Source organism: Photobacterium alginatilyticum (genome assembly GCF_009910675.1).
GTDB classification, from domain to species: Bacteria; Pseudomonadota; Gammaproteobacteria; order Enterobacterales; family Vibrionaceae; genus Photobacterium; species Photobacterium alginatilyticum.
Genome location: NZ_RSEJ01000016.1, coordinates 104478 through 125497 on the forward strand (window position 1 = coordinate 104478; position 21020 = coordinate 125497).

Here is a 21020-nt window from a genome sequence, read left to right on the forward strand (position 1 = left end):
TTAACTCAGTTCATGCATGAGATGCAAGCAATAAAAAAGAGAGTGCATATCAATACACTCTCCTCATGGACGTAGCTAAGATCTAGTTTCTAGTTTCTAGTTTCTAGTTTCAGCTTGTCATTAAAACTTGTAGTTTGCCTGTACGCCAACTAGCCATACGTTGCCAGAGGTTTCACCGTTGAAGCTTAGGCCTGGAATGTCTTCGATTTCTTCTTTCATTTTCGCATCTTTAGCAAAGATGTAAGTGAAGCCGGCATCAAAGCTTAGGTTCTTCGACCAGCTGTAGCCAGCACCAATACTTAGCCATAGACGATCAGTTTCTGGAATAGTCTGGGTACGGTATTCTTCATCGACAGAAGAGGTATCGTATGCGACACCAGAACGAAGCGCCAGTTTGTTATTTAGTTGGTAAGTTGTACCTACGGCAAGGCGGTAGTTGTCTTTCCAGTTTTCTACTTTAATCGTATCAGGGCTGTCTGGATGGCCTGGAATGACAGCCACCAACTTTTCAAAGCTGCTCCAGTCTGTCCAGTTGAAACTCGCATGCATCGCAAACTTGTCAGTTAGCTGGTGGAAACTGGCAATTTCGGCTGTTGCTGGCAGGGTTAGCTCCATGCTACCAGGGAGTTTGGTGCCTTGTTGGATCCCACTTATACCTGTGTATGACAGACCGGAAGCATCACCTTCAAGGTTGAAATCAACTTCAGAGCGGTAGTTTACACCAATGCGGTGATCCTGGTTGATTTGCCATGCCGCACCTAGCTGCCAGCCCCATGCGGTATCATCACCTTCCATGTACTTAAGATCTTTGCCCTTAAGCTGAGAGGCTAGTTGCGCTAATTGTGGGTTAGACTGCAGAAGTGTTTCAGCTCCTGCTGGTAATGAGCTTGGCAGAGAGGCACCGAAATGACCTTCGCCCATGACATAGCGAACACCACCACCAACACTGAACTGCTCATTAATCTTGTAAGCAAGGTTCGGGTTGATTTCGACAGATTTAATCATCGCTTGGTTGCCAAACAGCGTTCCGTAGAAGTTACCGTTTAACTCTGTTTCCATTCCGTAGTTGGTTGCGATGGCTAAGCCGACAGCCCACTGGTCATTGACTTGATGCGAAAGATAAAAGTTTGGAATAACCGCAGAATGCGCGACATCGCTAGCTTTAGTCTGAACATTTAGTGGACCATATTCAACACTGCCATCGACATCAATGTTTGGATCAACGTAGATTGCACCAACAGAGAGCTGCGTCCCTGCCAGGTAGGTCATCATCGCCGGGTTGCGGAACTGGGCGCTGGCATTGTCTGCCATTGCGGCTTCACCGGCAAATGCACGGCCAAGGCCTGTTGCCGAGTACTCTGCTAGCTGGAAGCCAGCTGCCATTGCATTGGCACTCATGCCTAGAGTTACTGCTGCTGCCAAAGAAAGCGTAATTTTGTTTTTATTCATCAGTCTAAATGTTCGCTGAAATGTAATGGTGCGAATCATACGCTTTAGAGTAAAAGCTTTAAGTTATTCTTTGTTCTTAACAACCATTAAGTTGTTTATGCTGATTTGTTTCTGGATTTTGGTGTTACATCTGGTAAAAAATACCCATCTCATTCTGGTCGGATGAGATTTCAGCGTACACATGTATATGAAACAGAGAGTTTCAGCGACGCCCTGTTCACTCAAATTAGCGAGTAAAAGGTATCTATAGTCATAAAATCTTTTGGTGACAGTGAGTTATAATAGAAATAGAAAAGGGAGCCCAAAGGCTCCCTTTTACAAATTCAAGCAAAATGATTCGCTGAATTAGAATGAACGGCTGTACTGGATGCCGTATAGCAGTGCGTTAGCGTGCGTAGTGGCGCTGATGCTTGTTGCATCAGGGAATACTGGATTTGTATTCGGATCTGGGTTAGGTGTTGATTCAGTAACACTAACATCTTTACCCACAAGGTAAGTCAGGCCAAAGTCGATATTAGACTTGGAATCGATGTGATAAGTGAAACCTGCCGAGAACCACTGACGGTCTGAATCAGGTACCGAGATAGATGTTTTCTGATCCTGTGCGCTGGTGTCATACATGTAACCGGTACGTAGCGTCCAGTCGCTGTTTAGGTAGTAAGTACCACCCAGAGCGTAGTGCCAGCCGTCTTGCCACTCATAGGTATTTAGTACTTTGTTGCCACTTGTCTCTAGTTTGTCGAATGCACTCCAACCAATCCACTGCACACTATAGTGAACAGCAAATTTGTCGTTAAGCTTATGGAAACCAGAGAATTCGGCCATATCTGGCAGAGGCATCTTCAGCTTCTCGTTGCCGATATCACCACCGCCAGGTTGGTAATGCATATCACCTTCGGCTTCTAGTTCCGGGCTGTAACGGTAAGAAAGACCAAAGCGGTTATTGTCATTCAGCTCATAAACAGTACCCACGTTCCAGCCAAAAGCAACACCGTCTGCATCTACATCTAGAAGAGGGCCGTCTCCAGGTAGGGCAGCTTCCAGCGCTTTGTTAGAACGTTGAAGTTTACCTGCACCATAAATCACATCCAGGCCACCACCGACACTCCACTGCTGGTTGATGCGGTAAGAGGCACTCAGGGCAAAGTTGATGCTTTTCACATCGGTCATACCGCCGTATTCATTGGCAGCATAGTTATCACTGAATTCAGTCTTAGTGCCGAAGTTAGAGTAAATACCTGCACCCACAGCCCATTTGTCGTTGATTGGGTGGATATAGTAGATATTTGGAGCGTACGAGGTATCACCAACTTGCTGGTCTGCCAAAGAGGCTGTTACCGGACCTCTTTGAGTCAAGGCTGTGTATTGGGCATCTTTTACATCAATATCACTATCAATAGCATTGATACCCAGTGAGATAGCCGGCGCATCAAACAGCGACATTGCCGCTGCGTTACGAGCCATTGCCGATGCGTTATCAGCGATAACCGCATCACCCGCGAAAGCACGACCAAGGCCGGTTGCAGATTGTGCGTTTAGCTGAAAACCTGCAGCGAGTGCTTGCTGCGATGCCATGGTGATTGCTACCGCAACCACAGATTTTGTAAACAGACGCTTCTTATTCATATTTATTGTTATTCCTAATCATATACTGCATTTATCTGCTATTTTTGCAGATTGCGCACGATTGTAGGTGGGTAGCCTGACGTATCAAATCAGACCAGTTAGTAACTTATTGGTTGTTATTGCAAAGTTAATAACTAGGAAAGGATTCTAGCGAATTTTCATCGAGGAAAGGGATGGTAAAATCAAAAATATGCAATCAAGGTAACAATTTAAATTGCTTTATTTTTCAGGGGAATAGATGCGGTCATTTCCATTATTTCAGGGAATGACCGCAAATATGAGGCAAGTGGGTTAAATTTCCCAGTTAAGATCAGCGCCCAGACTTTCGGCGATAGGGGCGACGTTTTGTCCTTTCTCACCAACCACTATCAAGCTTGCATTTTGAACAGGCATTACCACCCCGTTCAAATTATTGTCACTGAACGATGACATTTGGGGTTGCTGCTCAGGTACGACGAATACAGTCACTTTGCCGTTTTCCGTTGCCATGACCATATGAAGCGCATTTTTATCGCCAAAACCACAATGGTTGACATAGTAGACATGGCCGGGCAAGTTGGTCAGCTCAGAGCCAAAGGGGGTTAGCTTGGCATTAACCTGTTGTAGCGAGACCGACTCATCAATATCTTCGATAAACGGCGCTTCGGTATAGACATGCTCCATGGCAACCTGTGCGATTTCACTGTTGGTTCCGGCCGGTACAATTTGCGAGTTAAATTGACCGACAAACAAACCGAAGACGAAAGCGACTGAGGCGGCTATAGCAAGATGGAATCGCGTTTTCCCTCGATTCTGCTCAGGCTGTCCGGATTGGTGAAACAAGATTCGATCAGCCAGATCATCGGGCACATCGACTTTTAATATACTTTCAAGCTTGGCATCGAGCTGTGATAGTTCATCCGATAACTTTCGGTTCGTTATCGATGAGTTTTTTGCTGCGATCATTTCCTGACTGTTATCGTTAGGATCTGCCAGGATACGACGACGGAATTCAAGATCGTCCATTTTGTTGGCCCCTCCGCTCGGATTGCTTTTCAATTTGCTCTTTTAATTGATTTCTGGCGCGGAACAAGCGTGTCATTACCGTATTGCGGTTAAGGTCGAGGATTTCGGCAATTTCATCACCGCTAAATCCAGCCATAACCTGCAACACTAATGGTTCTCGGTATTCTGGTGCCAGCTTCATGATCTGCTTGTGCAGGATCTGCTGCTCGACATCCATCTCGGAGCCCTGATGCTTGGTATCTGCGATGGCATAGTCATCAATATCGACCAAATCCAGCTGTTTTCGTTCAAAACGACGTGCGTTTTCCCTGCGAAGGATCGTAATCAGCCAGGACTTGGCGGCTTTGTCATCATGTAGGCTGTCGAGAGAGCGCCACGCACGTAGACAGGTTTCCTGCACCAGATCCTCGGCGATATGAGGATCGTGGCATAACCAGTAGGCGTAGCGATATAAGTCCCGATGCCAGGCCCGGACAAGGGCTTCGTACCGTCTTTGCTTATTCATGTCTACAGAGACCGAGGCATCCGTCTTTTTCTTACGAAAAAATTGCTTAATCATAAATTTGCCCATCAAAAAGAAACCGCTGGGTCGTTATTCAGTTCGTTTTATTCAGCGATTGCATGATTCATCGGATTATCAGCACTAAAATTGATCTGGTTCAAATTGTGTCCCCGTGAGGAAGCTATAGTAGTTCACGTCATCTGATGGTAAACATTGAATTCGGTTCTGTGGAACAGGTCTGTTTTTGTATGGTTACTATCTGTTGAGCAAGATGACAACTTCCTTTTGAAGGCTGACTTTACTTTCTCCTATCAGGCTCTGCCTGATTTGCAATTGGCTTTATGTTAATTGACTTATACCTTGCATGGATTTTATCCGTGTAAATTATAACCATACCATATCGGTATGGTTTTTTTTTGCCTTTTTCTCATAGTAAGCAACAAGTTGCTTTTATTTTACTAAGATAGAAAGTACATAATCCCGCCGTAATTTCCAACTCGTGTCTCGCTTCTTGTAAATACTTAAAACATTTGTTTGAAATAAGTAACAAGTTGATTACAATTGATGTGGTCAGACCTCTACCGTGCACATTGAGTGCCCTGCAAATCATAATAAGGAGTAGCGATGACACGTCTCCAGAATCTCACCACCCATCAAGGTGAGCGCATCGCCGTTGTAAGTGGATTACGTACCCCGTTTGCCCGTCAGGCCACGGCCTTTAATGGCGTTCCTGCCCTGGACATGGGGAAAATGGTGGTCAATGAAATGCTGCAGCAGATTGATTTTGATCCCCAACTGATTGATCAGGTGGTATTTGGACAGGTTGTCCAGATGCCGGAAGCTCCGAATATCGCCCGTGAAATTGTTCTTGGTACCGGCATGAACATTGGCACAGATGCCTACAGTGTTACCCGGGCCTGTGCAACGAGTTTCCAGGCGGCGGCCAATGTGGCTGAGAGTATTATTTCGGGTACCGTTGATATCGGTATTGCCGGTGGGGCCGACTCTTCTTCGGTATTGCCGATTGGCGTTTCGAAAAAAATGGCGGCGACCTTGCTGGCACTGAGCAAGGCCAAAACCATGAGCAAGCGTTTAAAACTGCTTAGCAAACTTAGCATGAAGGACCTGATGCCGGTACCGCCGGCGGTGGCCGAATATTCAACCGGCTTGAGTATGGGCCAAACCGCAGAGCAAATGGCGAAAACCCATGGCATCACCCGTGAAGAGCAAGACGCACTGGCACACCGCTCGCATACACTGGCTGCACAGGCGTGGAAAGACGGCCTGATCCAGGGCGAGGTGATCACTGCCTTCCCGGAACCTTACCGACAGTGGATAGATAAAGACAATAACATTCGCGAAGATTCGTCGCTGGAGTCTTATGCCAAGTTGCGCCCGGCGTTTGATCGCAAGTTTGGCTCGGTTACCGCAGCCAATGCGACACCACTGACAGACGGCGCGGCGGCGATCCTGTTGATGCGTGAAGGCAGGGCCAAAGAGCTTGGCCTCAAACCATTGGGTTATATCCGCTCCTATGCCTTCTCGGCGATCGGCGTAGAGAAAGACATGCTGATGGGGCCGTCCTATGCAACACCGATGGCTCTCGACCGTGCCGGTATCAGTCTGTCTGATCTTACCCTGATTGATATGCACGAAGCTTTCGCCGCGCAGACGCTGGCCAACGTGAAGATGTTTGGCTCGAAGAAGTTTGCCGAGGAGAAGCTGGGGCGCAGTCAGGCAATTGGCGAAATTGATATGGACAAGTTCAATGTACTGGGGGGATCTATCGCTTATGGTCACCCGTTTGCCGCAACAGGGGCACGAATGATCACCCAGACACTGCGTGAGCTGCAGCGTCGAGGAGGTGGTTTGGCATTGAATACCGCTTGCGCAGCTGGCGGCTTAGGCGCCGCAATGATCCTGGAGGCAGAATAATGACCCAACAAGAATCCGCATTTTCTTTATCTTACGGTGACAACGGCGTCGCTTGGCTGAAAATCGATGTGCCGGAAGAAAAAATGAATACGCTGCAGTCAGCGTTTGTCGAGCAGGTATCCGATGTACTGGCCGAATTAAAGTCCAAGCAAGATATCAAGGGGCTGGTAGTCCATTCGGGCAAGCCGGACAACTTTATTGCCGGTGCCGATATTCGTATGCTTGCGGCCTGCACCACCGCCGAAGAAGCTCAACAATTAGCAGCAAAAGGCCAGGAGCTGTTTGCCGAACTCGAAGCATTGCCATTCCATGTGGTGGCGGCAATCCATGGCCCGTGTCTGGGCGGTGGTATGGAGTTGGCGCTAGCCTGTCATAGTCGGGTCTGCTCCGATGATGACAAGACCCGTTTAGGTCTGCCTGAAGTGCAGCTGGGTTTGCTGCCGGGCTCGGGTGGTACCCAGCGTTTGCCGCGCCTTATCGGTGTTGCCAATGCCCTGGATATGATCCTGACCGGCAAGCAGTTGCGGGCCAAGAAGGCGAAAAAGCTAGGGGTAGTCGACGAGGCGGTTCCACACAGTATCTTGCTTGATATCGCCGAGAAGCAGGCGCTGAAAGCCAAACCCAAGCGCAAGCACTCGTTCCAGGATTGGGCGATGGGCGGTAATGCTCTGGGGCGCTCTTTGGTGTTCGATCAGGCAGCCAAGAAAACCCATGAAAAAACTCGCGGTAACTATCCGGCGGCTGACGCCATTTTGGAAGTTATCAAGTTCGGCTTGCAGTTTGGTATGGAAAAAGGCCTGAAGCAGGAGGCCAAGCGCTTTGGCGAGTTGGTAATGAGTTCGGAATCCGCCGCGCTGCGCAGCATTTTCTTTGCCACCACAGCAATGAAAAAAGAAACAGGATCGGATGCCAAACCGGGTGACATCAAACGAGTTGGCGTGTTGGGAGGCGGCCTGATGGGCGGTGGTATCAGCCATGTGACCGCATCCAAGGCCAAGTACCCTGTGCGGATCAAAGATATTGCCAATGACGGTATTTTAAATGCCATGGCTTATAACTATAAGCTACTGGATAAAAAGCGTAAGCGCCGGATCATCAGCAAAGCTGAGCTGCAAAAGCAGATGATGAGCATTGCCGGGGGCACTGACTATACCGGTTTTGACTGTGTGGACGTGGTGGTAGAAGCGGTATTTGAAGATCTGAAGCTCAAGCATCAGATGGTGAAAGAAATTGAGGAAAATGCCAAGGCCGAGACCATTTTCGCCACCAATACGTCCTCGTTGCCGATCCACCAGATAGCTGAGGCTGCCGAGCGCCCGGAAAATGTCGTCGGTCTTCACTATTTCAGCCCGGTGGAAAAAATGCCGTTGGTAGAGGTGATCCCTCATACTGGTACCTCTCCGGAAACAGTGGCCACTGTCGTTGCTCTGGCAAAGAAACAGGGTAAAACACCGATCGTTGTCGGCGACAAAGCCGGATTTTACGTCAACCGTATTCTTGCCCCCTACATGAATGAGGCGGCATCGGTACTGCTAAGCGGCGAGCCTATCGAGCACCTTGATGCGGCGTTGCTGGACTTTGGTTTCCCGGTCGGGCCTATTACCTTGCTTGACGAGGTGGGTGTCGATATCGGTGCCAAGATCATGCCGATTATGGTCGAGGAACTGGGTGAGCGCTTCCGCGGCCCGGATGTGTTTGATGTGCTGCTTAATGACGGACGTAAAGGGCGCAAGAGTGGTAAAGGTTTCTATCTGTATAACAGCAAGAAAAAGTCTGTCGATAAGACGGTCTATAAACTGCTGAACATCAAACCGGAGAAAAAGGTGGAAGGGGCGGCACTGGCCATGCGCTGTAGCCTGATGATGCTGAACGAAGCGGCCCGCTGTCTGGATGAAGGGGTTATTCAGTCGGCACGGGACGGTGATATCGGCGCTATCTTCGGTATCGGCTTCCCGCCATTCCTTGGTGGTCCGTTCCGCTATATGGATCAGTTGGGGATCAAGCGAGTGGTCGAGTTGCTCAACGAACATGCCGATAAGTACGGCGAGCGCTTCAAGCCATGTGACAAGCTGATCGCGATGGCAAACGAAGGCCAGAGCTTCTATCAAGCCTGATAAGTGTAACCATTAAAAATGGCCTGCAAATGCAGGCCATTTTTTATTCTCTTTGCTGCTTTTTAGCAGACGTTAGCGCGCTTTTTTCTGAAACTCATCGATTGACTCAAGGGGCAGGCCGATGCTGAGCGGCTCAAGGTTGCTATGGGCATGTCCCTGGCAGTGCATGACCAGCCGGTTTGAAGTGCGTGGCTTGATGATCTCGACAATGAAGCGAATCATATCGGCGCGGCTGAGTGCCTGCAGTTCCTGCACCACTTTCTGGCGCTGGTTGAACTCGGTATCTTTGTTGCCGATGCTGACCCAGAATCGCTGTGCCCGGGCACGCAGGTTCGTATCCGGCTCGGAAATTTGCGCGATCAGTCCTTGCTTGCTGGCCTGCCATTGCGCCTCGGTCAGCTCCAGCAATACCAGGGCAAAGGCATTGGTGAACTCGTCAATGGCCTCGGACAGTTGGGCTGGTGCGGCTACCGGCGACTGGATATATAAAATCAGCCCCGGATGCCGGTTCAGGGGCAGATTTGCGGTGCCGACCATGTAGCCCAATTGCTGGCGGGTACGCAGCTCGTGGAAGAAGGTGGTCGACATCAGATGGTTTGCCAGGGTGTAGACGGCAATTTTTCTGGGGGTCGTTTTCCTCGACTGGTAGTACATCAGGATCGCAGAATCGGCATGGTTGCAGTTGACTTCGTGACGTAGGGTGCCGACTTTGCCCAGACGAACCAGTGGTCTTTGTGATTCGCCATAGAGCTGGTCGGTAACTCGGAAGGCATCCTTGAGAAGCTCTGCCAGAGCCAGCGCATCTTCCTTCAGCCAGTTACCGTAGATAAAGGTGTCGATGTGCAGCTCGGCAAACATCGCCTCGACAAACTCCGGAAGCTCGTCGACCTCAATGGTTTCCAGCGCTTCGATGAGCACCGGGTAAGGCGGGTTATTGGGCTGCAATATCCCGGTCAGCTCGTTGAAAAGCTGAGATATCGGCTTGTCCTCGGCGGCATTGCGCCAGTTACGGAGCATTTGTGCCTTGATGTTCTGGAATCTCTCCGGGCTGAAGGTTCTTCCCTCGAAGCGTTCCAGCAAAAGTTTCATCAAGAGCGGCTGTTTTTCGCTAAAGCCCGATAGCTGCAGGGTAACCCCGCCCTGGTGGGCATAGAGGTTATAAGACATACCGGCGATTTCGGCCGGGTAGGCAGACTCGTTGATGGCTTCCAACAGCATCTCGACACAGAGGCGTGTCTTGACAATATTGCGGGGTGTGTCGACGGCATGCGGGCTATCGATGGCCACATATACCACCCCTTTTGGGACCCGAAATTCATGCTCCTGCTTGTACCACAGGCGGAACCCCGGAAGATCCTGGATTAGCTGGGGAGGAAGCTCGGCTTCGGCGGCCAGCGGGTGCGGATCCAGTTTTTCACAGATATAGGGGTTGACCTCGGGTAGGCTTAGATCGGGCTCATTGTCTACCTGTTGCCAGCGTGCCAGTTGCCCGTCGGTAAAGGTAGAGACGGAGTAGGGAGTATGGTACCACTGGGCGATACGGTCGTACTCCTGTCCCTGGGCAACCAGCACTAGGCGCATGTTGTCCGGGCTGAGGTAGGCAAGCAGCTCTCGCAACAGCGGTTCGTCATACTCGGTCATCATATAGTCACCGTAGATCACGTCTTCCGGTGCATAGTGGAACAGGTTCATGACCAGATAGCTGACAGTATCAAGCGGGCGGCTTTTTTCCTGATAGCGGAAAGCCTGCTCCAGCACAGCCTGTTTCTCTGTATAGCGCCACTCATTCAGGCCCTGTTGACTGATGAGCTGGATATATTGAAAAACAGCCGTCACGATATCATCGATATTATCCAGTCCCTTCGGGGTCAGGTTAAGGCTGATGGTGAATTCGCGAAAATTGCTACCGTTGACGCCGCCCCCTGCGGCGAGCGTATTGATCAGCCCTCGGCTTTTCAGCATCGACATCAGGCTGCCGCAACCTTCATTGCCTAGCAGGTGGGCAATATAGGAGAGGGGCTTTTGGCGATAATGTTGTTCGACAGAAGGCATCGCAAAAGACAGGGTGAGCTTTCGAACTTCTTTAATGGGCTCAATCTTAATGAATTTTGCGGTTTCGTTGGCGGTGACCAACGGTTCGGTGATCGCCGGCTTGGCAATATCCGTATTAGGGATATGGGCAAAGTAGGTGGTGGTAAAGTCTTCCAGCTCGTCCAGCGACTGTGGGCCGAGCAGTACCAGGCTCATCAGATCGGCAGAGTAATGGCTCTGGTAGAAGTCAATCAGCTCGTCGCGGACCGGTTTGCCGTCTCTGTCATCTAATGTTGTTTGATCGCCGACGGAAAATTTGGAAAAAGGGTGCGCCGGGTTAATGGTTTCTTTATGGACCTGGTAAAGACGGCGTACATCGTCTTTGACTTTGAGTTTGTACTCGGAATCGACGGCCTGGCGTTCTTTATCAACGGCTTCTTCATTAAACAGGGGAGCGGTAAAAAACTGGCCGAAGCGATCAAGCCCCTCGCTAAAGGCATGGGGACTGACTTCAAAGAAAAAGGTCGTATTTTCTGTGCCGGTCCAGGCATTGTTGCTGCCGCCGCTCTGGTTGATGAATGTCTGGAATTCGCCGACTTTGGGGTACTTCTCCGTGCCGAGAAACAGCATGTGCTCCAGGAAATGTGCCATGCCCTGTCGATCAACGGGATCATCGAAATGACCGACCTTGACCGATAATGCCGCAGCTGAACGTGGGGCGTCTGCGTCATGTACCAATAGAACCTTAAGCTTATTATCTAAAGTCAGGTAGCGGTACTGCTTAGGATCATTAGGACTGATATGCACGTGAAGAGCCTATTTTCTTAGGAAATTAAGCTAATTATGACGCTCAATATAGAGGGTGGCAAATTAACTTCGCCGTGATTCTTATTCGCATCAGCCCTTATCGGAGCAGGGATGAGGCTAATTATGCATTGTGTCGAGAATTGCCGTTTTTTTTGCTCAGGCGTTTCACCGGTCACGGAACGGTAACAGAATGTGCGGAATGGCTATTCAGCATAGGCTGGACTTGTTAGCATAGCGGCTGATTGGGCGGACGTGTTCAGGTTTGGCAAGATAATCTGGCGTCGACGGTCCGGTTAGTTAATAGGACGGGTTTATTGGATAGGCTATATGCGAATTTATATCATGCGTCATGGTGAGGCGCAGAACTTCGCTCCCTCTGATGCGGAGCGACCTCTGACAGCGCGTGGTGAGTCACACTCCGAACAGATGGCGATCCAGCTGACAAGTCAGCTAAGCGATGGGTTGGATATGGTTTGGGTGAGCCCTTACCTGCGTGCCCAGCAGACATGGCAGGCGATGGCTGGGCATTTGCCGGAGCCCAAACGCCTGATGACTGTCGAAGAAATCACCCCTTACGGGCAAGCAGAGGAAGTGGCGGCCTATCTGAAGGCGGTTATTGCCGTTGAGCGACCGGAAACTGTCCTGATTGTCTCACACCTGCCTTTGGTTGGCTACCTGACTGCAGAGTTGGCACCGGGTCTGCAGCCTCCTATGTTCCGCACATCCGCGATTGCGGCTCTTGACTACCAGCCTGATGATGAAGAAGTCGAGTTTTTGTGGCAGGCCAATCCTGAAGGATGAACAACATTTAACCTTAAGCTTTGGGAATGGCTGCCGATATAGGTCTCGAGAGCTGATTTAGGACTCAGTTTTTATCTATTGAGGTTTCATCCCTAGCTGGATTGAGTATCATTCATCGAACGAGAATTAACAAAGTTACTGTTATGAAAGGTAAAATTTTTGCAATCCTCAGTGCCGTACTGTTAGCTGGCTGTATTCAGGGGCCTCGAGCTCCGAGCATTAATGCTAACGGTGCAATCAAGTGGGCTAATGGTGTCAGTGAAGAAATGCACATTTCCGCATCCGGCAGTACCCTGACGTTTGCCGCGCCGCAGAGCATTTTTAGTGCTGGTGGGATCACTATCTTTTCGCGTATTGACAGCGCCCGTAATGGTAACTGTGAACACTACTACAGCGAAGGGGCGGTAAAAACCCGTATGCAGATTTGCGACAGTGGCGAAGTGACGCTGATTGTCGAAGGTCAGGTGATCAATGTGGGAGCCCTGGCGAAATATGTATACTAGCCAAGTGGTGAGAATTTAGTATCGAGTGACGAGCAATAAACAGGCTGTTGTTTTTCTCGACACTCGTACTTTGGCTCTCGCCTCTTTTGTTTATCTCTCCGGAATATCAATTAAGACCAGCAACGCACCATCCCCCCCGAACTCCAGCGGAGCCTGGTGAAAAGCCATCACGTCCGGATGTTGTGCCAGCCACAGCGGTGCTTTTTGCTTCAAGATATGTTTGCCAATGCCATGCATCACACAGGCGCAGGACACACTTTCCTTGATACAGGCGGCAATCATGGCAGCCAGTTCGCGTTTGGCTTCCTGTTGCGTCATACCATGCATGTCCAGATACATATCGGGTACATACACCCCGCGGCGTAACTTTTTCACTTCATATTTTGACACACCAGTACGAGCATACTGCATCGGGCCATGCTCGTTGAGGAGGGGCTCGAATTCATCGGAGAAATAAAACTCGTGGTTTTGGGTTTCTTTTTCCGAGACTTTGGGCTTATCAGCCTTTGGGCTCTGTCGGCGTGGCGTGATTATGGTATCATGCGACAACTTTTTTACGCCTTTAACCGCATCCTGAAAGAGTGCCAGGTCATCTTCCAGGGTAAGATCTTTTTTACTCATAATGATATTCCAACAACTCTATAGCGGTATTGTAGCGTCATTCGGAGGCTATTTTGGATAAGATTTTTGTCGACGAGGCCGTCAACGAACTTCACACTTTACAGGACATGCTACGTTGGACGGTAAGCCGTTTCAATGCTGCGGGTCTTTTTTATGGTCACGGCACGGATAATGCGTGGGACGAAGCGGTACAACTGGTACTGCCGACCCTGTATTTGCCACTGGATATTCCGTCGGAAGTCCGCTTTTCACGGCTGACGAGCAGCGAGCGTCTGCGTATTGTCGAGCGTGTGATCCGTCGTATTAACGAACGTACCCCTGTCGCTTATATGACCAACAAAGCGTGGTTCTGCGGCATGGAATTCTTTGTCGACGAGCGTGTACTGGTGCCTCGCTCACCGATCGGCGAGTTGATCGAGAATGGTTTTGAACCGTTCCTGGCCGAGAGCCCGACTCGTATTATGGACCTGTGTACCGGCAGCGGTTGTATCGGTATCGCCTGTGCGCATGCCTTCCCGGAAGCCGAAGTTGACTTGGTTGATATCTCGACGGATGCGCTGGAGGTTGCCGAGCAGAACATTCAGGACCATGGCCTGGAGCAGCAGGTGATCCCGCTACGCTCTGATCTGTTGCGCGATGTACCAAAAGATCAGTACGACCTGATTGTGACTAACCCGCCGTATGTTGATCAGGAAGACATGAACAGCCTGCCGGAGGAGTTCCGTCACGAGCCGGAGCTAGGCTTGGCAGCGGGTACCGATGGTCTGAAGCTGGTTCGTCGTATTCTTGCCAATGCACCGGATTACCTGAAAGAGAACGGTGTCTTGATCTGTGAAGTCGGTAACTCGATGATCCATATGGAAGAGCAGTACCCGCACATTCCGTTTACCTGGATTGAGTTCGAGAACGGTGGCCACGGCGTGTTTATGATGACCCGTGAGCAGTTGCTTGAATGTCAGGACGAGTTTTCACTTTACCGTGACTAATATCGAGTCGTTCTTGTAAGAACCCAGAAACTAGAAACCGGAGCACAAGCTCCGGTTTTTTTATGGGGTGACCTAGTCAGATATGACCGAGAGGGTGCTAGGCATTGCCCTTGGCCTGTTTGGCTTTAAGCTCAGCCATTACCGACGCTTTATTGTTCAGGTAGTCTTCGAGGCCGGCACGGCGAAGATCGCAAGACGGGCAGTCACCACAGCCATCACCGATAATCCCGTTATAGCAGGTCAGTGTCTGCTGGCGGACGTAGTTCAGTTTGCTGTACTGATCGGCCAGCGCCCATGTTTCGGCCTTGTTCAGCCACATCAGCGGCGTTTCGATATTCAGCGGACGATCCATACCCAGTACCAGAGACTGGTTGATGGATTTGACGAATTCGTCGCGACAGTCAGGATAGCCGGAAAAGTCAGTTTCGCAGACGCCGGTGATCACCGCCTCGGCACCAATTTGGTAGGCATAGATCCCTGCCAGAGTCAGGAACAGAATGTTACGACCGGGAACAAACGAGTTTGGCAGGCCGTTTTCCTGCAGCTCGTGGGAAACGGCAATATTGTCACGGGTTAGCGAGCTGATCGCCAGCTCATTGAGCAATCCGACATCCATAACCTTGTGCGCGGCAACGCCCAGTTCTTTGGCGACAGATTGCGCCACTTCAATTTCCAGCTTGTGACGCTGGCCATAATCAAAGGTGATGCAATGAACTTCATCGTAGTTGGCAAGTGCCTGGATCAGGCAGGTGGTGGAGTCTTGGCCGCCACTAAAAACGACTACGGCTTTACGCATACTTTGTCTTTCCTGTGTTATAGCCTTACCGAAAAACAGTCGGTGGCTTGAATGAACATACCTGGCTTATTAATTATCTGATCGGCCAGTTAATTATAAGCAGGTATTACTACCATCAGCAGGTTCTCTGTTGGCACGGCAATGCTACCTCAGAGTTGTTGGTGAGGAAAGTTTCTCTGCTCAGCCGACAAACAGAAGGTAAAAAAAAGCCGCAGACAGGCTGCGGCAAACTAACGTGTAGATTGCAGGATAGAACAAAGAAAAAAGTACCCAAGCTATTTCACAATAGTTTGGGGTTACAGCGAACCGGTTTTCTCGAAGGCTTCCAGTTGGCTGAAGTAAGCAGAGATATCGCCGATGTTGTCGGCCACCCACTGCTCGTTGAAATAGGTATCAAGATAGCGCTCGCCACTGTCGCAAAGCAGGGTAACGATAGAGCCTGTTTCACCGCGGGCCTTCATCTCGCAGGCCAGCTGCAACACGCCGTAGAGGTTGGTCCCCGTAGAGGCACCGGCCTTGCGTCCCAGCAGTTTTTCCAGCCAGTGGACGGTGGCGATACTGGCCGCATCGGCAATGGTGCGCATTTCGTCAACCACGTCCGGAATGAAGCTCGGCTCAACGCGCGGGCGGCCGATACCCTCGATTCGGCTGCCGACAGTGCCGGTCAGAGTCAGATCGCGGGTCTTGTAATAGTTATGAAAGACCGAGTTCTCAGGATCGACCACGCAGAGTCTGGTCGGGTGCATCTGGTAGCGGATATAGCGACCGATTGTCGCTGATGTGCCACCTGTGCCCGGGCTCATGACGATCCAGCTCGGGATCGGGTGCTCTTCAAGCTGCATCTGCTCGAAGATGCTGTTGGCGATGTTGTTGTTACCGCGCCAGTCAGTGGCACGCTCGGCAAAGGTGAACTGGTCCATGTAATGGCCGTTGAGCTCTTTGGCCAGGCGGCGCGACTCGGCGTAAATTTCGCTTGGGCTGTCGACGAAGTGGGCACGACCACCATAGAACTCGATTTGTTCGATTTTCTTGCGGGCTGTCTTGCGCGGCACAACCGCAATAAAGGGCAGGCCAAGCAGGCGTGCAAAATAGGCTTCCGATACGGCGGTGCTGCCGGACGAGGATTCGATAACCGTTGTATCCTGACCAATCCAGCCATTACACAGGGCATACAAGAACAACGAACGGGCCAGTCGGTGTTTCAGGCTGCCGGTCGGGTGGGTGCTCTCGTCCTTTAGGTAAATATCGATACCGTCCAGAGAGGGAAGATCCAGCTTGATGAGGTGGGTGTCTGCCGAACGCTGAAAGTCAGCTTCTATCTTACGGATGGCACTGTTAATCCACTGCGGGTCATGGCTCATGTCTCTTCCTCTTTCTCAGGCGGCTCGGTCGGTAATCGGGGGGAACACCAACGGTTGTTTTCTTATTGGAATGCTTAGCATAGTACTTGAAGCACGTGAAAAAACTTTGCTTTGTTTGCTTTTATATCGATAATATGGAGAAAAATTTTCTCTATGTTGTGATTTAGGGGTAATACATTGGCTGACTTAGATAACACTGACAGAACGTTGCTACGGATGCTGCAACGAGACGGTACCTTGGCGCTGGCCGAACTGGCCGAGGCGGTAAACCTGACGACGACACCTTGCTGGAAGCGCTTAAAGCGGCTGGAGGAGAGCGGCATCCTCAGACAGCGGGTAGCCTTGCTTGATCCGGTGAAGCTTGGTTTGTCGTTTACGGCATTCGTGCAGATCAAAACCAGTAACCACTCCAAGGAGTGGTACCACTGTTTTGTCGAAACAGTATCGGATTTTCCTGAAGTGATGGAGTTCTACCGAATGGCCGGTGAGTACGACTACATGATGAAAGTGCAGGTGGCTGACATGGCCGCATTTGATAAGTTCTACAAAAAGCTGGTCAACAGCATCGAAGGGCTGACCAATGTGACCTCGACGTTTGCCATGGAGCCGCTGAAATATACGACTGCTTTGCCGGTGTGAAATACTGTATAAAAAAGCAGATATAACTGATTTATAAATTATCATGGAGAAAGTGATTGTTTTGAATTTTGCTGTCTCCATTTGGTTGATTTATTAGTCAATTTTCCGATAATGGCTTTGTTTATAAGCAACAAGGCCAGCATGATACAACAGCCTTTCTTTTCTCTTTGATTGGTATCTCTTCTCCTGCAAATTGCATCCCGAGGTAATTGCTGCTCTGACTGACTTTAATTCGTCTTAAACTATGGCTATGCCTGTTTCTGTGGAGGGACTATGCAGATTTTTTGGCAGTTGAGATGGTATTTCCGCCAACAATGGCGTCGTTACGGCGGCGCGATAGTAATTTTGATCCTGGTTTCTCTGTTTGAGCTATTGCCGCCGCGGGCTATCGGCTGGATTGTCGATGGTGTCGTTACTGGAGAGATCACCCTGCCGGTAATGCTGAGCTGGTTAGCAGGCATTGCCGTCTTGTGGTTCATGGTTTATATCCTGCGCATTATCTGGCGGGTCTGGTTGTTCGGTGCGGCTGCCGAGCTTGGCACTGTGCTGCGTAACCGCCTGTACCGCCATTTTTCTTCCCATCCTCCGGTGTTTTTTGAACGCTATAAAACCGGCGACTTGATGGCGCGATCCACCAATGATGTCAATGCTGTGGTGATGACTGCCGGTGAAGGCGTGCTGACCGCGGCCGACTCCCTGATCATGGGGCTGGCGGTACTATTTGTGATGACCACAATGCTGAGCTGGGAACTCACTGTTCTGGCCTTGCTGCCGATGCCTTTCATGGCGATGGCGGTCTTTCGTTTTGGCCGTCAGCTTCATAGCTGTTTTTCTGAATCGCAGGCGGCATTTTCCGACTTGACGGATAAAACGCAGGAAACCCTCAATGGCGTGAGAATGATCCGTGCCTTTGGCCTGGAACAGCGTCAGCAGGCTGACTTTGCCGATGTGGTCGACAGGGTCGGGGAAAAGAACCTTGCGGTGGAAAAGGTCGATGCCAAGTTTGATCCGGTGATCCAGCTGACGATTGGGATGTCATTCTTTCTCAGTATCGCCGGTGGTGGCTATATGGTGTCACAGGGGCGTCTGACACTGGGTGATCTGACCGCATTTGCGCTTTATCAGGGGCTGATGATCTGGCCGATGCTGGCCATGGCCTGGCTGTTCAATATTCTCGAGCGTGGCTCGGCTGCCTGGAAGCGACTTCAGCATATCTTTGACGAGGCACCGGAAATTGTCAGCGGTGATGCCGCCCTGGCTGCCACGCAGCAGGACTTGCAGGTTGATATCGAGGCGTTTTACTGGAACGGGCAGACGCAACCAGCGCTGAGCGAGGTGAATGTGACCTTGCAACCGGGTCAGATGCTCGGTATAGCCGGGCCGATTGGTAGCGGCAAGTCCACCTTACTCTCTTTGCTGCTTCGTCAGCAGGAGTTAAAGCAGGGCAGTATCAGCTATGGCGGGATCAGTATTACCGAAGCCGACCTTAACCATTGGCGGAGCCGGTTTGCCGTTGTCAGTCAAAGCCCGTTTCTGTTCTCGCGTTCAATCGCCGAAAACATTGCCCTTGGCAGACCGAACGCTTCTATGGCGCAGATCCGTGCGGCGGCTAAGGCGGCCTGCATCGATGAAGATATTATCCAGTTTCCGGATGGCTACGAGACCTTGGTCGGCGAGAAGGGGATCACCCTGTCGGGCGGACAAAAGCAACGTATTTCGATTGCCCGGGCCTTGTTGCTAGAGGCGGAAATTTTGGTTCTGGATGATGCGTTGTCTGCCGTTGACGGTAAGACAGAGCACCGGATCCTGGCCAATTTGAGGCAGCAACAGAAGCAGACGGTTATCGTTATTGCTCACCGTCTGACGGCGCTGGAGCAGGCGGATACTGTTCTGGTGTTGCAGCATGGCCAGATAGCCGAGCAGGGCGATCACCAGACCTTGATTGGGGCGGGAAGCTGGTACGGTGAAATGTACCGCTATCAACAACTTGAGCAGGCAATTAAGGAGGCGAAATGACAGGGAAAGCCGTAAACAAAGACGTCCTCAAACGGCTGCTGGGTTATGCCTTGCATGATAAGAAAAAACTGGCGATTGCCATTGGCCTGCTGCTGGTGGCTTCGCTGGCGGACGTTTCCGGTCCTTGGATGATCCAGCACTTTATCGATAACTATATCGCCAAAGATCAGTACCCGCTGGATATGGTAGCAGGGCTGGCACTGGCCTATATCACCCTGATGGGGATAGCGGCGTGGTTTAAGTATATTCAGGCACTGAGGTTTAACGAAATCGCCATCGGTGTGGTGCAGACCGTCCGCAAGCAGTTGTTTGGCAAGGTGCTTAACCAGCCACTGTCGGCTTTTGATTATATGCCGACCGGTAAGTTGATCTCCCGGATCACCAATGATACCGAGGCAATTAAGGACTTTTATGTCTTTGTGATTGGCACGGTACTGAAGAATGTGATTTTTATCAGCGTGATGCTGGTGGTCATGAGCATGCTGAGCTGGCGTCTGACCATGGTGGTTCTGGTGTTGCTGCCTGCGGTTGTTGCCGTGATGGTGCTCTATCAGCGCAAGAGTGCAGATGCATACCGGAAAATGCGTGATTTGCTGGCCGACATCAATGCCTCGATGAGTGAATCTATTCAGGGCATGAGTCTGATCCAACTGATGCGTCAGGAACAGGCGTTCAGCAAGCAGTTTTCCAGCCTGACCCGGCGCCATCTCGAGTCGCAGATCGGGGTCATGAAGCTCAACGGACTGATGCTCCGGCCCTTGATCGATTTTCTCTCCGGGGTGGCATTGCTGTCACTGGTTGCGCTGTTCGGTATCAGTGGTGCTGAGCTGGTCGGTGTCGGGGTGCTGTATGCCTTTATCAGCTATCTCGGCCGGGTTACCGAGCCATTGATTGAGCTTACCCAGCAGCTTTCTCTGTTGCAGCAGGCGTTAGTGGCCAGTGAGCGGATCTTCGGGTTTATCGATGCCAAGCAGCAGCGCTACGGCGATGATGCTCTGCCAATGGCTGCAGGCAGCCTGGAATGCCGTGAGGTCGTGTTTAGCTATGATGGCAAGCAGCAGGTACTGAAGGGGATCAATGTCGAGTTACCGCATCGGGGCTTTCTGGCCTTGGTCGGTCATACCGGCAGCGGTAAAAGTACCCTGGCCTCGCTCATGATGGGGTTCTATCCGATCACCAGTGGCGAGCTGAAGCTTGATGGCAGGCCGTTGGACTCGCTGGAGCATTCGGTACTGCGGGAGGGAATTGCCATGGTGCAGCAGGACCCGCATGTTCTTAACGATACCGTCAGAGAAAATGTCTGTCTCGGGCGGGATGTCAGCGATTCTTTGATTTGGCAGGCGTTGGAAAAGGTAGGGCTCGCCGGGCAGATACGGGCCTATCACCAAGGATTGGATACCCGCTTGGGCAGTGGTGAAGCCAACTTGTCGGCCGGTCAAAAGCAGCTGCTGGCTATGGCGCGGGTGCTGGTTGTGCAGCCTAAGATCTTAATTCTTGACGAAGCAACCGCCAATATTGACTCGGGTACCGAGCATCATATTCAGCAGGCGCTCAATGCGTTGCGTCAGGATATGAGCATAGTAGTGATTGCACACCGTTTGTCGACCATCATGGAGGCTGACGAGATATTAGTGCTAAGCCATGGTGCCGTGACGGAGCGGGGCAATCATCAGCAGTTACTGGCTCAGGAAGGGCACTACTGGCAAATGTACCAGTTGCAGCAGGCGGGTGAGCACTTGCATCAGATAGAAGAGCAGGGCGCTGCCGAACTATCTGCTTAAATGCTCGATTTAAAAAAACTATCTAAGATAAGCGGTATGAAAGCTAT

General features: G+C 50.8%; 16 protein-coding genes. 8 read left to right on the forward strand and 8 right to left on the reverse strand.

All coding sequences use genetic code 11. From position 1 onward, the window contains the following. Window positions 1-120 precede the first annotated feature (120 nt). The 4 genes from EIZ48_RS15720 to EIZ48_RS15735 form a co-directional block, all read right to left on the reverse strand. Window positions 121-1449 carry an outer membrane protein transport protein gene (locus EIZ48_RS15720; RefSeq protein ID WP_160653262.1) on the reverse strand — a complete coding sequence of 443 codons (1329 nt, stop codon included), beginning with the start codon at window positions 1447-1449 and terminating at the stop codon, window positions 121-123. A gap of 345 nt (window positions 1450-1794) precedes the next feature. Beyond that, on the reverse strand, window positions 1795-3075 hold the full coding sequence (locus EIZ48_RS15725) for an outer membrane protein transport protein (RefSeq protein WP_160653265.1): 1281 nt from the start codon (window positions 3073-3075) through the stop codon (window positions 1795-1797). A 291-nt stretch (window positions 3076-3366) separates the two neighbouring features. Further along, window positions 3367-4080 carry a DUF3379 domain-containing protein gene (locus EIZ48_RS15730; protein ID WP_160653268.1) on the reverse strand — a complete coding sequence of 238 codons (714 nt, stop codon included), beginning with the start codon at window positions 4078-4080 and terminating at the stop codon, window positions 3367-3369. After that, window positions 4067-4639: a sigma-70 family RNA polymerase sigma factor gene (locus EIZ48_RS15735; RefSeq protein WP_075761854.1), complete on the reverse strand. Its 573-nt coding sequence runs from the start codon at window positions 4637-4639 to the stop codon at window positions 4067-4069. Before EIZ48_RS15735 ends, EIZ48_RS15730 begins: the two co-directional genes overlap by 14 nt. Before the next feature lie 567 nt (window positions 4640-5206). On the opposite strand from EIZ48_RS15735, the gene fadI reads away from it, so the two are divergent. Next, a complete protein-coding gene (fadI, locus tag EIZ48_RS15740) occupies window positions 5207-6517 on the forward strand; it encodes an acetyl-CoA C-acyltransferase FadI (RefSeq protein WP_075761829.1) in 1311 nt (436 codons plus the stop codon). Beyond that, on the forward strand, window positions 6517-8631 hold the full coding sequence (gene fadJ / locus EIZ48_RS15745; protein ID WP_160653270.1) for a fatty acid oxidation complex subunit alpha FadJ: 2115 nt from the start codon (window positions 6517-6519) through the stop codon (window positions 8629-8631). The genes fadI and fadJ overlap by 1 nt, the downstream gene beginning before the upstream one ends. 72 nt (window positions 8632-8703) lie before the next feature. Here fadJ and EIZ48_RS15750 read toward each other — a convergent pair whose 3' ends face one another. Next, window positions 8704-11469 carry an insulinase family protein gene (locus EIZ48_RS15750; protein ID WP_160653272.1) on the reverse strand — a complete coding sequence of 922 codons (2766 nt, stop codon included), beginning with the start codon at window positions 11467-11469 and terminating at the stop codon, window positions 8704-8706. Window positions 11470-11796: 327 nt separating this feature from the next. Here EIZ48_RS15750 and sixA point away from each other — a divergent pair, with 327 nt between their 5' ends. Continuing rightward, window positions 11797-12270, forward strand: a complete 474-nt coding sequence (sixA, locus tag EIZ48_RS15755) for a phosphohistidine phosphatase SixA (protein WP_160653275.1) — start codon at window positions 11797-11799, stop codon at window positions 12268-12270. A gap of 143 nt (window positions 12271-12413) precedes the next feature. Further along, window positions 12414-12773, forward strand: coding sequence for a hypothetical protein (locus EIZ48_RS15760; protein WP_083651690.1), 360 nt, complete (start codon window positions 12414-12416; stop codon window positions 12771-12773). Between the two features lie 90 nt (window positions 12774-12863). Here the strand turns inward: EIZ48_RS15760 and smrB are convergent, their stop codons facing one another. After that, a complete protein-coding gene (smrB, locus tag EIZ48_RS15765) occupies window positions 12864-13394 on the reverse strand; it encodes an endonuclease SmrB (RefSeq protein WP_075761833.1) in 531 nt (176 codons plus the stop codon). 53 nt (window positions 13395-13447) lie between these two features. Here smrB and prmB point away from each other — a divergent pair, with 53 nt between their 5' ends. Beyond that, a complete protein-coding gene (prmB, locus tag EIZ48_RS15770; protein WP_160653278.1) occupies window positions 13448-14380 on the forward strand; it encodes a 50S ribosomal protein L3 N(5)-glutamine methyltransferase in 933 nt (310 codons plus the stop codon). A gap of 97 nt (window positions 14381-14477) precedes the next feature. Here the strand turns inward: prmB and queC are convergent, their stop codons facing one another. Further along, entirely contained in the window at window positions 14478-15176 is a 699-nt protein-coding gene (gene queC, locus EIZ48_RS15775; protein ID WP_160653281.1) for a 7-cyano-7-deazaguanine synthase QueC, read from the reverse strand. Between the two features lie 296 nt (window positions 15177-15472). Further along, complete coding sequence (locus EIZ48_RS15780) at window positions 15473-16537, reverse strand: PLP-dependent cysteine synthase family protein (protein ID WP_160653283.1); 1065 nt, start codon at window positions 16535-16537, stop codon at window positions 15473-15475. Between the two features lie 177 nt (window positions 16538-16714). Here EIZ48_RS15780 and EIZ48_RS15785 point away from each other — a divergent pair, with 177 nt between their 5' ends. The 3 genes from EIZ48_RS15785 (at window position 16715) to EIZ48_RS15795 (ending at window position 20973) form a co-directional block, all read left to right on the forward strand. Then, window positions 16715-17176, forward strand: coding sequence for an Lrp/AsnC family transcriptional regulator (locus EIZ48_RS15785; protein ID WP_160653286.1), 462 nt, complete (start codon window positions 16715-16717; stop codon window positions 17174-17176). A gap of 273 nt (window positions 17177-17449) precedes the next feature. Continuing rightward, the gene (locus tag EIZ48_RS15790; protein WP_160653289.1) at window positions 17450-19192 is read left to right on the forward strand and encodes an ABC transporter transmembrane domain-containing protein; all 1743 of its coding nucleotides are present in this window, start codon (window positions 17450-17452) and stop codon (window positions 19190-19192) included. Then, window positions 19189-20973: a SmdB family multidrug efflux ABC transporter permease/ATP-binding protein gene (locus EIZ48_RS15795; RefSeq protein WP_160653292.1), complete on the forward strand. Its 1785-nt coding sequence runs from the start codon at window positions 19189-19191 to the stop codon at window positions 20971-20973. Before EIZ48_RS15790 ends, EIZ48_RS15795 begins: the two co-directional genes overlap by 4 nt. The last annotated feature ends 47 nt before the right edge of the window (window positions 20974-21020 follow it).